At 71.0% G+C, this 15467-nt stretch carries 10 protein-coding genes and 1 pseudogene; 7 read left to right on the top strand and 4 right to left on the bottom strand.

Annotation, left to right across the window (positions count from 1 at the left end; translation table 11 throughout):
• Positions 1–5: 5 nt before the first annotated feature.
• From OG219_RS37455 to OG219_RS37435, 5 genes and pseudogenes are all read left to right on the top strand, one after another.
• Positions 6–569 (top strand): annotated as a pseudogene (locus tag OG219_RS37455) (hypothetical protein); the annotation flags it as partial.
• A 102-nt stretch (positions 570–671) separates the two neighbouring features.
• A complete protein-coding gene (locus OG219_RS37450; protein WP_266836362.1) occupies positions 672–2039 on the top strand; it encodes a hypothetical protein in 1368 nt (455 codons plus the stop codon).
• On the top strand, positions 2036–3430 hold the full coding sequence (locus tag OG219_RS37445) for a VWA domain-containing protein (RefSeq protein WP_266834184.1): 1395 nt from the start codon (positions 2036–2038) through the stop codon (positions 3428–3430). Before OG219_RS37450 ends, OG219_RS37445 begins: the two co-directional genes overlap by 4 nt.
• A gap of 60 nt (positions 3431–3490) precedes the next feature.
• On the top strand, positions 3491–4603 hold the full coding sequence (locus OG219_RS37440; RefSeq protein ID WP_266834182.1) for an AAA family ATPase: 1113 nt from the start codon (positions 3491–3493) through the stop codon (positions 4601–4603).
• Positions 4600–7392: a DUF5682 family protein gene (locus tag OG219_RS37435; RefSeq protein WP_266834180.1), complete on the top strand. Its 2793-nt coding sequence runs from the start codon at positions 4600–4602 to the stop codon at positions 7390–7392. Before OG219_RS37440 ends, OG219_RS37435 begins: the two co-directional genes overlap by 4 nt.
• 92 nt (positions 7393–7484) lie before the next feature.
• On the opposite strand, the gene OG219_RS37430 is transcribed toward OG219_RS37435, so the two are convergent.
• The 4 genes from OG219_RS37430 to OG219_RS37415 form a co-directional block, all read right to left on the bottom strand.
• Positions 7485–8978: a cellulose-binding domain-containing protein gene (locus tag OG219_RS37430; protein ID WP_266834178.1), complete on the bottom strand. Its 1494-nt coding sequence runs from the start codon at positions 8976–8978 to the stop codon at positions 7485–7487.
• 358 nt (positions 8979–9336) lie between these two features.
• A complete protein-coding gene (locus OG219_RS37425; RefSeq protein WP_266834176.1) occupies positions 9337–10671 on the bottom strand; it encodes a radical SAM protein in 1335 nt (444 codons plus the stop codon).
• A gap of 84 nt (positions 10672–10755) precedes the next feature.
• A complete protein-coding gene (locus OG219_RS37420) occupies positions 10756–11418 on the bottom strand; it encodes a pyridoxamine 5'-phosphate oxidase family protein (protein WP_266836361.1) in 663 nt (220 codons plus the stop codon).
• A 170-nt stretch (positions 11419–11588) separates the two neighbouring features.
• Complete coding sequence (locus OG219_RS37415; RefSeq protein WP_266834174.1) at positions 11589–12596, bottom strand: hydroxyacid dehydrogenase; 1008 nt, start codon at positions 12594–12596, stop codon at positions 11589–11591.
• 271 nt (positions 12597–12867) lie between these two features.
• Here OG219_RS37415 and OG219_RS37410 point away from each other — a divergent pair, with 271 nt between their 5' ends.
• Together OG219_RS37410 and OG219_RS37405 are read left to right on the top strand one after the other, a co-directional pair.
• On the top strand, positions 12868–14118 hold the full coding sequence (locus OG219_RS37410) for an FAD-binding protein (RefSeq protein ID WP_266834172.1): 1251 nt from the start codon (positions 12868–12870) through the stop codon (positions 14116–14118).
• 92 nt (positions 14119–14210) lie between these two features.
• The gene (locus OG219_RS37405; protein ID WP_266834170.1) at positions 14211–15425 is read left to right on the top strand and encodes an ROK family protein; all 1215 of its coding nucleotides are present in this window, start codon (positions 14211–14213) and stop codon (positions 15423–15425) included.
• The last annotated feature ends 42 nt before the right edge of the window (positions 15426–15467 follow it).

Below are 15467 nucleotides of genomic sequence, written 5' to 3'. Positions count from 1 at the left end.
CCACTATGTTCATTCGTGCCCCGCCGGTGTGGCGGGGAAGTCCCCACGGGTGCATAGGAGATGGTGCGTTGTCAGCTTGGGAGAGGTCGAGCACGGCACGGGTGACCGCACCCGCACGACCGCGCAAGCTCGCCAAGGTCCCGTTCGTCGAACTGGCCGACGGACGCCTGCAGGGTGTGGTGTCCAGCGGCTCGGACATCGAGCGGGTCTACGTCTCGTCGGTCGCGGCCGGTGACTACGCGTTCGCCTGCAGCACCAACAACAACCGGCCGTGCGGCGGCGCGCGGGGCGCGTTCTGCAATCACATCCGGGCTCTGATCACCGAGGCCGTGCTCCAGTACGGCGCCGAGCGCGTCGCCCGCTATCTGAGGGTCGAGACCGTGAGCGGGGAGCCGAGCGCGCTGACGATAGCCGCCGACATGACCGGCGCCCGGCCGCCGCAGGCGGACACCAAGGCAGCGGCTCCGGTCTTCAGCCGGTTCCTGCGCCACCTGGCCTACCTGGAACTCGCCCCGACCACCGCGCCGTTGCCGGAGATGCAGTGGTTCCCGCCGACCAGGGTGAGTGCGTCTCCCCGCGAGCTCGGTCCGAGCGCGGGCGAGGACGTCGACCCGCTCCCCGGAGCCGAACCCGGAGTCGGGCTCGGCGAGCCCGACGGCCTCGACGAAGCGCTGGCGGCCGTGGACGCCTTCGACCGGGCTCTCGTCGGTGGTCTGCTCCGCCCGCAGCCCGCGCAGGTGGCCGGCCTGACGGAGCTGGCCCACTCCGTCGCGGGCACACCGCTCGCGTCCAGGGTCGCCGAGGCGGCCGAGAAGGCGGCGTCCGGAGTCGCGAGCGAGGACCACTTCGTCGCCCTCGCCGCCGCCCGCACCGCACTCCTCGGCTCCGTCCACGACGCCCTCGCGAGCCGCCTCGACGAGGTGACAGGTCGTACCCGCGGCGAGATGACGCCCCCGGCGCCCGCCGAACGGCAGGCCGTGAACCTGCTCGCCGCCGCCCGCTCCTGGCTGTCCGATCTCGCGCGCGCCGGCTGGCAGGGCATCGACCACGAGGTGGTCTCAGGAGCGGCGCAGGTCGTCTCCGCGATGCTGCCCGACCCGGCCCTGCGCCGCCTGGCGACCCTGCTCGACGGGTTCTCCGCCGAACTCGCCGCGTCCTGCCCCGGCGCGACCCTGGAAAGGATCCCGGCCCGCCGCTGGGGCGACCTGTGGTCGCGGGCGATGCTCCTGACGCTGCCCGCCGCCGCCGACGCGCCCCCGACCGGTACCGCCACCGGCCGCCTGCTGCCCTTGGGCATCGACCTGCGGGAACACGCGACCTCCGCGCAGGCGCAGGTCCACGCGGTGTTCGAGCCCGCCGACGGCACCGCGCCCCGCCTGGTGCGGGCCGGCGTCTCGGTGCCGAAACCGGACACCGTCGTCGGAGCCGGTGTCTGGCAGCTGCTCCGCCCCCACATGTCACTGCTGGCGGCCGCCGGCGAAGGCCGCTCGATGAGCCTCACCGACATGCCGGTGACCGCCGAGGGCGACCTCCTCTGGAGCGACGAACACGCCCGCCCGGGTGAGCCCGCCGACGCCTTCGTCACCGCCCGCGTCGCCCTGCCGACCGCCACCGACACGGCAACCGCACCGCTGGACCGGCACCCGGCGCGCATCGCCCTACCGGTGTTCCTGGAGGGCTACACCATCGAGAAGAGCGAAAAGAGCGAGGGGAATGCGAACGGCGGCAATGCTCTGACCTTCACCGTCGCCGGACAACCCCTCGCCGTCGACACCGACCGCATACCGGCCGCCGGACCGCTGACACCGGAAGCCGTCGCGGGGTCGAGCGCTTGTATCGGCCTGCTCCGCTGGGACGCCGGGAGGTATCGCGTCCAGCCGCTCGCCGTCGAGACGACCGTGCGGAAGAAGGCCCTTGCGATCCACGCCGGGGCGTGGGCCGGAGGCACGACCGACAAGGCCGCCGTCAAGGCCGAGAAGGCCGCCACCGACGCCGTCACGGTGCTGCGCGAGCGCGCGGGAAGGCTGCTGCGGAAATGACCGAGCAGACGACCGGACAGACGACCGGACACACACCCGGGGCGGACTCCGAGGAGAACCGCCGGCAGATCCAGTACTGGCGGCTCCTCGCCCGCCTCTTCGACCACGAGGAGCAGCCTGCCCTGGAATCGGGGAGCCTCGCCGTCGTCGAGGACCTCGGTCTGCCGCCCGCGTTGCTGGACCCCGGGGCCTCCATCGACTCGATCGTGCAGCGCCATCCGGAGCTGGCCGCCGAGTTCGACGGTCTGATGGCGCCCGACACCGACACCGAAGCAGTGGAGGGTGCCCGCGACCGGGCCGCCGAAGTACGGCGCGCGGCACTGGTGTCGAAGGTGCTGCTCAACGTCTTCGCCTCCGGTTCCGGCACGGTCACCGCCGGGCAGCTGGCCCGCTGGCAGTCCGACGCGGGATGGCTGGAGCGCGCGCTCGGCTGCCGGCCCGGCGAACTGCGCGGCGGCCGCGGGGGCGGAGGTGCCGGAGCGGGCAGCCTGCTGATCCCGGGTATCGGCCCCGAACTCGGCGCCATCGAGGCCGGCCTCGTCAAGCGGATGCATCTGCGCGAGGTGCTGGCCGACCCCAAGCTCGCCGCGAAGCTGACCCCGAGCATGTCGCTGATCGAGCAGCTGCTGCGGGACAAGAGCAATCTCTCCGGCGTCGCCCTGGCCAACGCCAAGTCCTTGATCCGCCGTTTCGTCGACGACGTCGCCGAAGTGCTGCGCACCCAGGTGGAGAAGGCGACGGCAGGCGACCTGGACCGCTCCGTCCCGCCCAAGCGGGTGTACCGCAATCTCGACCTCGACCGCACGATCTGGAAGAACCTCACCAACTGGAGCCCGGAGGAGGAGCGGTTGTACGTCGACCGCCTCTACTACCGGCACACCGCCCGCAAGACGATGCCCCAGCGGCTGATCGTCGTCGTGGACCAGTCGGGCTCGATGGTCGACTCGATGGTGAACTGCACGATCCTGGCGTCGATCTTCGCCGGACTGCCGAAGGTCGACGTCCACCTGATCGCGTACGACACACAGGCGCTCGACCTCACACCCTGGGTGCACGACCCCTTCGAGACCCTGCTGCGCACCAAGCTCGGCGGCGGCAACGACGGACCCGTCGCGATGGCCATGGCCCGCCCGAAGATCACGGAGCCGCGGAACACCGTGATGGTGTGGATCTCGGACTTCTACGAATTCGACCGCTCCCAGCCGCTGTTCGAAGGCATCGAGGCGGTTCACCGCTCCGGGGTGAAGTTCATCCCGGTCGGATCGGTGACCAGCTCCGGCCGCCAGGAGGTCAACCCCTGGTTCCGGGAGCGCTTCAAGACCCTCGGCACGCCGGTGCTCTCCGGGCACATCCGCAAGCTCGTCCACGAGCTCAAGACGTTCCTCACCTAGCACTTCACACGCCTCAGACGTGTCCCTCCCAAGACTTTTCACGCCCAGAAAGGCCCTTGCATGTCCGACCTGTTGCGCGCCCCCGCCGAGATCAAGTACGCCGAGGAGCTGGACTGGCTGGAGTCCGTCGACGACAACCCCAAGCCCTTCTCCTGGCGGCTGTCGCCGAAGATGATCCGGCTGTTCGTCCTGGGTTCCGAGCGCTCCGACGGCCTGGACCGGGAGATCGCGCAGAAGTGGTTCGGTGACCGCAGTCTCGTCGAGCGCTCCATCGTCACGCTGGCCTCCGACCGCGGTCTGCTGCTCATCGGCGACCCCGGCACCGGCAAGAGCTGGCTGGCCGAGCTGCTGGCCGCCGCGATCAGCCGCAACTCCACGCTGGTCGTGCAGGGGACGGCCGGCACCACCGAGGACCACATCAAGTACTCCTGGAACGTGTCCATGGTCATCGCCAAGGGCCAGTCGCGGGAGTCGATGATCCCCTCGCCGATCATGACCGCGATGGAGACCGGCGCGATCGGCCGTTTCGAGGAGCTCACCCGCTCCACCAGCGACGTCCAGGACGCGCTGATCTCGATCCTGTCCGAGAAGTACGTCTCGGTTCCCGAACTCGACAGCGACAGCATCGTCTTCGCCAAGCCCGGTTTCTCGATCATCGCCACCGCCAACAGCCGCGACCGGGGCGTCAACGACTTGTCGTCGGCGCTCAAGCGCCGCTTCAACTTCGTCCGCATCCCGGTGGTGACGAACAAGAAGAGCGAGGCGGAGATCGTCCGCTTCCGCACCGAGGAGCTGCTGCGCCGCCACCAGATCGAGCTGGAGGTGCCGCCGACGCTGCTCGACGTGCTGCTGCAGAGCTTCGCCGACCTGCGCGCCTCGGCGTCCGCGGCCGGCAGCGACGACGAGAAGCTGGAGTCGGCGCTGTCCACCGCCGAGCAGATCGGCGTGCTCGAGGACGCGATCCTGCACGGCAACTTCTTCGGCGAACGCGCCCTGACCGCCCGCGCGCTGGCCTCCTCGCTCGTCGGGTCGCTGGCCCGGCGCGAACCCGAGGACCTGGCCATCCTCAACAAGTACCTGCACGGCGTCGTCGAGCCGCGCAGCAAGGAAGAGGGCGGCTCCTGGCCGGAGTTCCTGGAGGGCGGCCGCGACGCGATCGCCACCCTGTCATGAGCGAGGGCACTTTCACCGCGCTGCGCACCCAACTCCAGGAAGCGGCCACGGAGTTCGCCGACGGGCCGGGCGCCCTGGAGGGCATCCTCCTCGGCATCGTCGAGGACGTCGACCGCGCGGTGCGCGAGCCGCTGGAGATCTTCCCCGTCTGCCACCACTCGCCCGCCTCGGCGCTCGCGATGGCCCGCCGCCTGCGTGAGAAGCAGCCGAAGGTCGTCTACCTGGAGCTGTGCGAGGACATGGCACCGCTGCTCACCGAACTGCGCAACTGCAGGCTCCCGGTGGCGGTCCAGGCCTTCGCGACCGAGGTCGACGGCTTCCCCGCCGAGTGGTCTCCGCTGTCGGTGGTCGCCCCGATCACCGAGGCCTCGGCCGAGTACCAGGCGATCGCCTACGCACTGGACACCCCGGGCGTCGAACTGGTCCTGGTCGACCGTTCCTCGGACCACGTCTACCAGTGGGATGCGCGCGGTACGGAGGACGCCGGGCCGGCCGATCCGGACGCACCGCCCGCCGAGGAGGAGGCCGCGCTGCACGGCGACGCGGTCGGCGTGGAGATCGGCGACCTGCGGCCGCGCTTCGCCGAACTGGAGGAGCACCTGCTGCGGCACGGCAGGGTGCGGCACTGGTCGGAGTGGTGGCACCAGTACGTCGAACTGCCGCTCGGCGACAGCGACCACGACACCTACCGCCAGGTCATGCTGCTGATCGGCAGCCTCTTCCGGCGTCTCGCACCCGGCGACCCGCACCGGGTGCGCGTGGACGAGGACCGCGAGCGCTACATGTGGACCCGGATGCGCGAGCACCTCGCCGCGTCCGGCGCAGATGCCGCGGACTGCCTCTACGTGTGCGGCGCCTTCCACGCGGCCAGCCGCGTCGCGGAGTTCGGCGTCCACGGCACCGACACCTTCGAGATCGGTCCCCGCAGTGCCACCAAGTGGCAGCACGGCCTGATTCCGTCGAGCCACGCGGCGATCGAGGCGCAGTTCGGCCTCGCCGCCGGTTCGGTGTCGATCGCCGCGACGCAATGGGCGAAGAACCTCGGGCGCACGCGCGTGGAGCCGTACCGCCTGACGGGACAGGCGGGCGTGAAGAAGGCGCGCTCCAGGAAGACCGCCGCCGCGGCCCCCGTATCGTCGGCCGTCCCGCCCTCGGACAGGCTGACCGGCTTCCTGCGCCAACAGCCGGTCCTGGACCCGCTGGACGAGGCGGAACTGCTCGGCTGGTCGGTGGACATCGTGCGTGCCGCGCGCCGGGCCGGCTATCTCGCCTCCACCGCCGACGCCATCGCGGTGTTCGAGACGTCGATCCTGCTGGCCGGGATGCGCGACCGGGCCAAGCCGACGCCGTACGACTTCCAGGACGCGGCAGTCACCTGCATCGAGAAGGACTCCGTGCCGGGCCGGCGCGATGTGCGCCGCCTCGTGGAGATCATGATGGGCGGCGACCGGGTCGGCCAGGTCGGCTACGACGCGCTGCCGCCGCTGGCCCGCGATGTGCACGACCGGCTCGCGCCGCTGAACCTGAGGCTCCAACAGCGGGGCGTGCAGCGGGCGTTGCTGGACCTGGCCGCGCAGCCGGAGCTGGGGTCATGCTCCGACGTGCTGTGGATGCTGAAGTACCTGATGCCGCACGGCGCCGCGCGGCCGATCATGGGCGAGCGGAGTCTCGGCGAACGGCCGATCCAGGAGTCGTGGGACCTGGCGATCGGCACCCATCAGCGTGCGCTCATCGAGCTCGGCTACGAGGGCGTCAGCATCGAACAGGTCCTGGAACAGCGCCTGCGCCGGGCGGCGTACGGCCCGCAGGCCACCGCCGCGACCGTCCTGGCGGCCGTCGAGGACGCGACGCTGTACCTGCGCGGCCGCCGCCTCCCCGACGAGCTGGGCACCCGGGCTCTGGAAGTGCTGTCGGCCGAACGCGGCGTGGACGGCGCGCCGGAGGTGCTGCGCCGGGTGCGGCGGCTCCTCGCGTACTACCGCACCAGTGAGCCGGTGCTGCCGCCGTGGATCGAGTCCTTCGTGAAGGCCGGATACGCGCACTACTGCACGCTGCTGCCGACGGCGTTCACCGACGAGGACGCCACCGTCCGCCAGGTGGCGGCGATGCTGGGCTTCCTGTTCAGCATGGAGAGTCTGGCGCTGTCGCTGGGCTGCGACCGGACCCAACTGGAGCTGGCCGTAGCCCAGTCGCACCCGCAGGACCCGTCGAGGACCGCGCTGCTGTGGGCGGCCCGGACACAGCTCGGACACCTCTCCCGCGCGGACCTGCGAGCGAGGTGCGACGAACTCCTTGCCAACCCCCTGGTCGTGCCCGCATACCCCCGCTATCTGAGCGGCTTCGTCCACGCCCTGGAGCCCGTCCCGAGCCTCACCGACTTCGTCGTGGAAGCGGTGTCGAACGCGTTCGGCCGCCTGCCGGACCCGGTGCTCCTGCCCTGGCTGCCCACCCTGATCACCACCCTGAGATCGAGCGGCACCGAACTGGCCCCCCTACTGATCCGCGAGGCCGGCCGCACCTTCCCCGGCCGACTCGCAGCGCTGGACGAATGGGTCCCACCCTGGCGGACCCCGCCCCAGCCGGAGGCCGTGCACCCGGCACGACACCCCGACAGCAACCGCGGCGCCGCACTGCTCACCGCCCACTCCGCGACGTGCGACGCGGTGGCGGGCCTGCTGGGCTGCGACGGTGCGTGGGAGCCGGCGGATCCCGGTCCGCAGGGAGCGGCGCTGGTCGGCCGCTATCCGGAGACGGGGGTGGCTCTGGAGGTGCTGCTGGCCGACGCGTGACTGTGGCGGGGCCTGGGGCGACGCGCCCCAGCCCCCGTCGACCGACCGGCATCAGCCGGCCCCGCACGATCACATCGTCCAAGGCCGCCGGGTCAGCTCCCTGTCGCGCAACTCCCGTCGTTCAACGTGAAGTCGTCCGGAACCGAGTTGGCACCCTGCCAGGAGCCGAGGAAGCCGACGGTGAAGGTGCCGCCTGCGGCGACGGTCTTGTTGTAGTCGGCGGCGGTGGCGGTCACGCGATTGGCCTCCTGGACGTAGGTGCTGTCCCACATCTGGGTGACCCGCTGGCCGTTCTGGAAGGTCCAGGAGACCCGCCAGGTGCCGAGCGCCTTGGTGGAGGTGACGCTGACGGTGGCCTGGAAGCCGTCCGGCCACTGGTTGACGATCTCGTACCTGACCTGGCAGGTCGGCGACGCGGTCTTCGAGGGTTCCGCCGCCTTGTGTGTCACGTCGGCGGAGGACGAGGAATCGCCCTGGGGTTCGGTATCGGGGTTCGGTGTCGTCGCCCCCGTGCGGGGGTCCGATTCCGACGGGTCGGGCGATGCGAGCGAGCCCGAGGGGCGGGCGGTGGCCGCCGGGAGCACGGTGCCCGGGTCCGCCACGGGCAGGCGGTTCACCGAATCGCCGCCCGCCGAGGTGTCGGTCCCCGTCGTGTCGTCGAAGGGCATCAGCGTCACCCCGAGCGCGAGCGCGGAGACGAGGACGGCCGTGACCAGGAGGCCGGTCCGGCCGATCCGGGGCGCGGAGATCCTGCCCACGGCAAGGCCGGTGTCCACGGCCGCGTCCATGCGTCCGCCAAGGAGACCGGCGTCCGCCGCCCGGCGGCGCCGTTCCAGATACGCGAGGCCGCCCCAGCCGATCACGCCGCCCGCGAGCGCCGAGGGCAGCCCGCCGCCGTGCAGCCGCAGACAGGCCGCCGCCTCCGCGCAGTCCACGCAGCGGGCGAGATGCCGCGAGAGGTCCTCGGGTGTCTCGGCGCCGGGCGAGCGGGTCACCGCGTCGAGGAGCCGGGCGTAGCTGCGGCAGTTGGCGTCCATCGGGGTGTCGAGGTGGTTGCGATGGCACCGGTCCCTGAACAGCGCCCGTACCTGGGCGAGTTCCTCGGCCGCGGCCGCCGGGTCGAGGCCGAGTCTTCGGGCCACGGCGGGCAGCGGCAGTGCCTCGACCTCGGCCAGCCAGAGCAGTGCCGCGTCCGGTTCCTGCATGTCACGGAGGCCGCGCAGCGCCAGCGGGCGGTGCAGCGGCGGCCCGGTGTAGCGGCCCGCCTTCTCGGAGTTGAGCCACAGCCTGAGGTCGGGGTCGAGCCGGTGGCCCTGCCCGTGTTCCTCCCAGGCGGCGGCTGTGGTGCGAACCGACGTCAGCAGCAAGGGAATCCGGGGCAGCCGGGCCGTCCTGCGACCGGTACCCTTCGTTCCCGAACCGGCGGCGCGCGCTTCACGGATGCCGTGGGTGAACGCCTCGGTCGCCAGCTGTGTGGCCGCGGCGGAGCCGGACGTGCACAGGTCGGCGTACGACAGGACCGCGTCCCAGCACTCCGAGAACAGCGCGGCCTCGGCAGCGTCCTGGGGGGTCGGCAGGTCAGGCATGGGGGGCTCCTGCATCAACTGCGTCCATGTGCCAAGTCAGGCAATGCCAACTCACGTGTCATACAGAGGAGTTGGGGTCCGTCTCAACGACGGGGCCCGAGCCTTTCACGGTTTCCACACAACTGACAAGCCGCGTATTCAAATGAAGCGGTAAGCGGTTGCGCGGCCGGGGTTGCGTCCTTGCGAGGGTCCTTACGAGGGCCTTGCTGGCTTCCACAGTCTTGTACGGAATTGAGGCGCGGAAGTATCAGCGTGACGGCTGGTTCGTGACATGACCGAGCGCAAGCCGCCGGACGGCGGCCGGGACCTACCCCGGCCGCGGTCCGGCGGCGAGTTGATGACTGCGGTGTTTACGCGACTACAGGCCGGCCGGCTCCGTCTCGGGTTCCCGTGCGGGAAGGCTGTCCATGAAGGAGCTGACGGAGAACACCGCGCGTCCCGGGCCGGGTTCGCCGTATCCGGGCGGCGACGCGAGCCCGAAGTCCTCCATCGTCGCGCGGTAGGCCTCGAGCAGGCGGATGTGGTACTCCAGCGGCGCACCTTGCGGGTTGGCCTTGCCCAGCGGGGTGGTCGGCTCCGGGCACCAGGTGGTGAAGCGGGGCGTGATGCCGTGCGACATGAAGAAGCGCAGCCCCTCCGTCGTCGACGCGATGGCCTCGTCGACCGTGGTGAAGCCGAAGGGCTCGGCCATCTCCACGCCCGCCACGAAGTTGGGGATGACGTTGCGCGCGCCGAAGACCTCCGCGGAGTCGAGGATCCGCTTGTGCCACTCGTCGCGGCCGACGTAGCGCTCCTTGCCCGGGCAGTACATCTTGAAGAGGTACTCGTCCCACACCTCGTAGTTGGGGTGGTAGATCTGCACGCCGTAGTCCTTGAAGCGCTGTACGTCGTCCTTCGGCAGCGCCTGTGCCACGACCTTGCCGATCCAGCGGCCCGGGAAGTGCTCCTCGATGGCCTTGGCGTACATGCCGTAGAAGTCGGCCTCGTCACGGCCCTGGAGCTTCGAGGTGATCGCGCCGCCGGTCAGCGTGTACGCGGTGGACGCCTTGGCGGTGTCGTACCGGTCGATGATCTCCAGCGCTTCGAGGACCTCGTCCACGTCCTTCACGCCGGTGTACGGGCGCCCCGCCGCCTTGTGCTGGCGCCAGTTGTGGTTGATGTCGCAGTACTGGCACTCCTCCTTGGCACCGAAGTACTGGCAGACGCGGAAGACGGTGAGGTAGATCAGGTAGCCCCACTGGATGGTCGGGGCCACCTCCATCACGGACTTCCCGTTGGAGAGGGTGTGCTTGTAGTACTCGGGCATCGGCGGTACGCCGACGTCGGAGATCCGCTTCCCGTCGAGGTAGAGCCCGAGCACGCCGTCCTCGTCGGCGGCCACGCGGTACGGCGAGGACGGGTTCACGCGTACGGACACGACGGTGCGGCGCAGGTCGTACGGGCCGCCGGTGAGGATGATCTCCTCGGGCGGGCGCCTGAGCGCGGCCTCGCCCAGCTCGGGCAGGGTGCCGTGGTCGAAGGAGAAGATGAAGTACGACTTCGGCTTGACGTCGCCGCCCTCGTTGTCGGAGAGAGCCGACGCGTCGAAGGCGACACCTCCCCGGAGCAGGTCCTCCTTGAAGACGGCTTCCCGCGGCACGTGCGGGAACCGTTCCATCAGATCCTCGACCAGCGCGGTACGGCTGCCGCCCATCCCGATCTCCTCGCTCCCGGCTCACCCCGGGCTCAGTGTTCGAGCCCCGTGCTCGACTCCTCACGGTATGCCCCTGCCTGCGCGTCAGCCGTGCCGGGTCCCCTCGCGCCGCGCGATGTGTGCCGGAGCCGCGAGGTCCGGGGCCAGCAGGGGATCGGGCTCGGGCGTGCCCCAGGCGGCGGTCAGCGGCAGGGTTCCGGCCCACAGGCCGAGACCGGCGTCGGGCCCGTCCCCGTCGTCCGGGGCGCCGGTACGGATCTTCACCGAGGCCTCTTCGAGGGACAGCGCGAGCAGGGTGGTGGCCGCCAGCTCCTTGCGGCTGGGCCTTCGCGCGTAGTCCCACTGACCTGGCGTGGCGTGTTCGGTGAGCCGCCGCAGGCCTTCGAGCTTCTCCGCCGGGTCGGTGACTTTTCGCGGCACGCCGTGGATCATCGCGCTCCGGTAGTTCACGCCGTGCTCGAACACGGACCGGGCGAGTACGAGCCCGTCGATGTGCGTGACCGTGACACAGACCGGGCTGTCGGCCGCGAGGCTGCGGCTGGCCACCGAACCGTGGACGTACAGCTGCCGCTCGTCCCGCCCGTAGACGGTCGGTACGACCAGCGGGCGCCCGTCGACGATCACTCCGAGATGACAGAGGAACCCCGCGTCGAGGATCGCGTCGAGGTCGGCGCGATCGAGGCTGCCCTGTTCACGCAGGCGGCTGTGGCGGGTGAGGTCGGATTCGGGCAGGCGGCGGCTGTACATCATGGGCGGATGCTACCGATATCGCATCCACGTGACCATGGATGGACGTTATTAGTTGCGAGAGCGACCACGAACAACGGTATTCGCAGATCGAGAGCGGGCGCCTTCCGGCCGGGATCCCGATGACTCCGGCCGGGATCCCTACGACTCCGGCCGGAACCCGAGGACCGTCACGCGGCCCGGGACAGCGCCTCACGGTCGACCGAAAAGGCCAACTCCCGCCCGGACAACAGCCGTTCGATCTCGTCCACGACGGTGAGCCCCAGCCGGGCGACCTCGTTGCCCTGTGAACCCGCGAGGTGCGGGGTGATGAAGGCGTTCGGAAGGTCGTACAGCGGGGAGTCGGCCGGCAGCGGCTCGGGGGCGGTGACGTCGAGGACCGCGCTGAGCCGTCCGGTACGCAGTTCGTCGATCAGCGCGTCGTGATCGACGAGCGACCCGCGCGAGGTGTTGACGAGGACCGCCCCGGCCGGCATCAGGGCGAGCTCGCGGCGGCCGATCAGGTGGAGCGTCTCGGGGGTCTCCGGGGCGTGGACGGTGACGACGTCACTGCCGCCGAGCAGGTCGTCGAGCGGCAGCAGCGGAACACCCAGCGCGGCGGCCCCGGCCTCGTCGACGTACGGATCGGCGAGGCTCACCACTAGGTCGAAGGGGCGCAGCAGTTCGATGAGACGCCTGCCGATGCGGGAGGCTCCGACGACGCCCACGCGGCGGCCGAAGTTGCCGATGCCGGGGATGATCTCCCCGTAAGGGAAGCCGCGTCGGGAGCGGAGACGGTCCCGGTGCGCGAAGAGGTCCTTACCGGCGAGCAGGATCATGGCGAGGGTGTACTCGGCGACGGGCAGCGCATTGGCGGCGGCCGCCGAGGACACGGCGAGTCCGCGTTCCCAGACCGAGGGTGTGGTGAGGCTCTTGACGGAGCCCGCGGCGTGGAGCACGGCGCGCAGCTTCGGTGCGGCGTCCAGGGTGGCTTCGTCGAGGGGCGGGCAGCCCCATCCGGTGATCAGGATCTCGGTCTCCGCGAGGGCCGCGCGGACCCGGGGGTCGGTGAAGTTCTCGGCCACCAGAGTGGGATCGATTTCTACGGAGTCGCGCAGACGGGCCAGGACCTCCGGCGGGAAAATCTGCGGCACGTTCTGGGCGGTCATGGCGAACAAGGCCAACGGACGCTCGGACAAGGAGGCGACCTTCCGGCTCGGCGACTTCATGGATAGCAACCGGTCTCTACGGTAGTTGTCGCCGCGCGGGAGGGTCAATGGACGGGGCGGCGAGCGATCACCGTGACCGAAATCGCGCGCCTGCGGGCGACGCCCGCGGCTCGGCGGACCGCCCCTGGGACGGCACGTCCCGGACCGCCCATGAGGTACCAAGCCCGGGCAAGGTACGTTCCCTCGGTGGCCACCACACCGGCCGCGGCGGACGGCGACTTCCCGGGGAGGGACCACAGGGATGACCGAGACCCTGACCAACTGGGCCGGCAACATCACGTACACGGCCAAGGAGCTGCACCGGCCGAGCTCGCCGGCCGCACTCGCGACGCTGGTGGCGGACAGCCGGAAGGTGCGTGTGCTGGGCAGCGGGCACTCGTTCAACGAGATCGCCGAGCCGGGCGACGACGGCGTACTGCTCTCGCTGACCGCGCTGCCCCCGGCGGTGGACGTCGACACGACGGCCCGTACGGTACGGGTCGCGGGCGGCGTCCGTTACGCCGAACTCGCCCGCCAGGTGCACGAGCACGGGCTCGCGCTGCACAACATGGCGTCCCTCCCGCACATCTCCGTGGCGGGTTCCGTGGCGACCGGCACCCATGGCTCGGGGGTCACGAACGGTTCGCTGGCCTCCGCCGTACGCGAGGTCGAGCTGGTCACGGCGGACGGCTCGACGGTGACGATCGCCCGGGGCGACGACCGCTTCGACGGTGCCGTGACCTCGCTGGGCGCACTCGGTGTCGTCACCGCGCTCACCCTCGACCTGGAGCCGGACTTCGAGGTGAGTCAGCACGTGTTCGACGAACTCCCCCTGGAGGGGCTGGACTTCGAGGCGGTGGCGGCGTCGGCGTACAGCGTGAGTCTCTTCACCGACTGGGGGCGGCCGGGCTTCAGGCAGGTGTGGCTCAAGCGGCGCACCGACCAGCCGTTCCCCGGGTTCCCGTGGGCCGAGCCCGCCACCGAGGCCGCGCACCCCGTGCCGGGGATGCCCGCACGCAACTGCACCCAGCAGTTCGGCGTCCCGGGCCCCTGGCATGAGCGACTCCCGCATTTTCGGGCCGAGTTCACCCCGAGCAGCGGGGCCGAGCTCCAGTCCGAGTATCTGCTGCCGCGCGCGGACGCCCTGTCGGCGCTGCACGCGCTCGACGCGATCCGCGAGACGATCGCGCCGGTGCTCCAGGTCTGCGAGGTGCGGACCGTCGCCGCCGACCGCCAGTGGCTGAGCCCGGCGTACGGGCGGGACACGGTCGCCCTGCACTTCACCTGGGTCGAGGACACCGCGGCCGTGCTGCCGGTGGTGCGGCGGGTCGAGGCGGCGCTCGACGTCTTCGACGCACGGCCGCACTGGGGCAAGGTGTTCGCCGTGCCGTCGGCGGTGCTGCGCGAACGGTACCCGCGGGCGGGTGACTTCGGGGCGCTGGCCCAGGCGCTCGACCCCGCGGGCAAGTTCACCAACGCCTTCGTGGGGGACTTTCTACACCCCATTTCCTAACCCCTTGTCGAAAGTCCGTCCCAGACCATAGCCTTGCGCTGCGCCGAGTCTTGCGAGCCTCGGCATGGGCGCTGGGATCCGAGGGGAGCTCAATGAAGCGCGGCACATCACGCGACATCCGCACCGCGAACCGCTATGAGGTCCTGCGCCAGATCATCGCCCGATCGCCCACCTCCCGGCAGGAGTTGGCGGCGGCCACCGGGCTCAGCCTGGCCACCGTCGCCACGCTCGTCGGTGAGCTGCTCGACCTTCGGATGCTGACCGAGGTCGGGTTCGAGGACTCCGCGGGTGGCCGCCCGCGGGGACTCGTGGCCGTCAACGCGTCGGGGGGCGCGTTGATCGGCGTCGACATCGCGGAGACGTACGTACGCGTGGAGCTGTTCGACCTCGCGCTGAACGTGCTCGCCCGCGCCACCGAGGACATGCGCCCCGGTGAGAGCCGTCCGGAGCAGGTCGTCGGGCATGTCGCGGCGGCCGTCGGCTCGGTGGTCACGCAGGCCGGGATCGAGGGCGCGCGCGTCCTCGGCGTCGGCGTGAGCGTGCCGGGCCAGGTCGACCGCGAGGACGGGGTGTGCGAGTACGCCCCGAACTGGGACTGGCACGACGTGCCGCTGCTCGACCTGCTCGCCGAGCACATCGCCTACCCCCTGCACCTCGACAATCCGCTGCGCGCCTGCGCGGTCGCCGAGCTGTGGTTCGGCGCGGCCCGTGGGCGCGGGGACGCCGTGGTCGTCAACCTCGGTACGGGGGTCGGGGCCGGGCTCGTACTCGGCGGCGGGGTGCACCGCGGGGTCAGCAACAGCGCGGGCGAGTGGGGCCATACGACGCTGGTCCTCGACGGCCGGCTGTGCCACTGCGGGAACCACGGGTGCGTGGAGACGTATGTCGGGGCGCCCGGAATCATGCTGAACCTGCGGGAGTTGAGCCCGGGCAGCGCACTGCTGCACCCCGAGGACCAGACCGCGACGATCGATGCGCTCGCCCGTGGTGTCGCAGCCCAGGACCCGGTGGCCCTCAAGGTCGTGCGCGACACCGCCCGTTACCTCGGTGCCGGGATCTCCGACCTGGTGAACCTCCTCAACCCCGAGGTGGTCGTGCTCAGCAGCTGGGTCGCGGCGACGCTCGGCGAACCGCTGCTGGTCGAGGTCCGCGAGGCCGTCGCCCGGCATGCGCTGAAGCGCCCGTTCGCGGCCACCGAAATCGTCCTCTCCCCCGTTCCGACCGATCCGGTCTGCCTGGGAGCCGCGACGTTCGCCCTGGAAGGGGCGCTCCAGTCGGTCGGCCAGCGGCCCGCCAAGCGCAAGTAGCCCCCGCAGCGCAAACGGTCTCCCGTCTCCGGGGGCCCGCAC

The organism is Streptomyces sp. NBC_00038 (genome assembly GCF_026343635.1).
GTDB lineage: Bacteria > Actinomycetota > Actinomycetes > Streptomycetales > Streptomycetaceae > Streptomyces.
Note: the sequence above shows the minus strand (reverse complement) of the source record. Positions and strands in the feature narration are given on the sequence as shown.

Bases quoted from the DNA above. Each gene is read 5' to 3' on its own strand.
- OG219_RS37445 (WP_266834184.1), top strand. From the start codon at position 2,036: ATGACCGAGCAGACGACCGGACAGACGACCGGACACACACCCGGGGCG.
- OG219_RS37440 (WP_266834182.1), top strand. From the start codon at position 3,491: ATGTCCGACCTGTTGCGCGCCCCCGCCGAGATCAAGTACGCCGAGGAG.
- OG219_RS37435 (WP_266834180.1), top strand. From the start codon at position 4,600: ATGAGCGAGGGCACTTTCACCGCGCTGCGCACCCAACTCCAGGAAGCG.
- OG219_RS37430 (WP_266834178.1), bottom strand. From the start codon at position 8,978: ATGCCTGACCTGCCGACCCCCCAGGACGCTGCCGAGGCCGCGCTGTTC.
- OG219_RS37425 (WP_266834176.1), bottom strand. From the start codon at position 10,671: ATGGGCGGCAGCCGTACCGCGCTGGTCGAGGATCTGATGGAACGGTTC.
- OG219_RS37420 (WP_266836361.1), bottom strand. From the start codon at position 11,418: ATGTACAGCCGCCGCCTGCCCGAATCCGACCTCACCCGCCACAGCCGC.
- OG219_RS37410 (WP_266834172.1), top strand. From the start codon at position 12,868: ATGACCGAGACCCTGACCAACTGGGCCGGCAACATCACGTACACGGCC.
- OG219_RS37405 (WP_266834170.1), top strand. From the start codon at position 14,211: ATGAAGCGCGGCACATCACGCGACATCCGCACCGCGAACCGCTATGAG.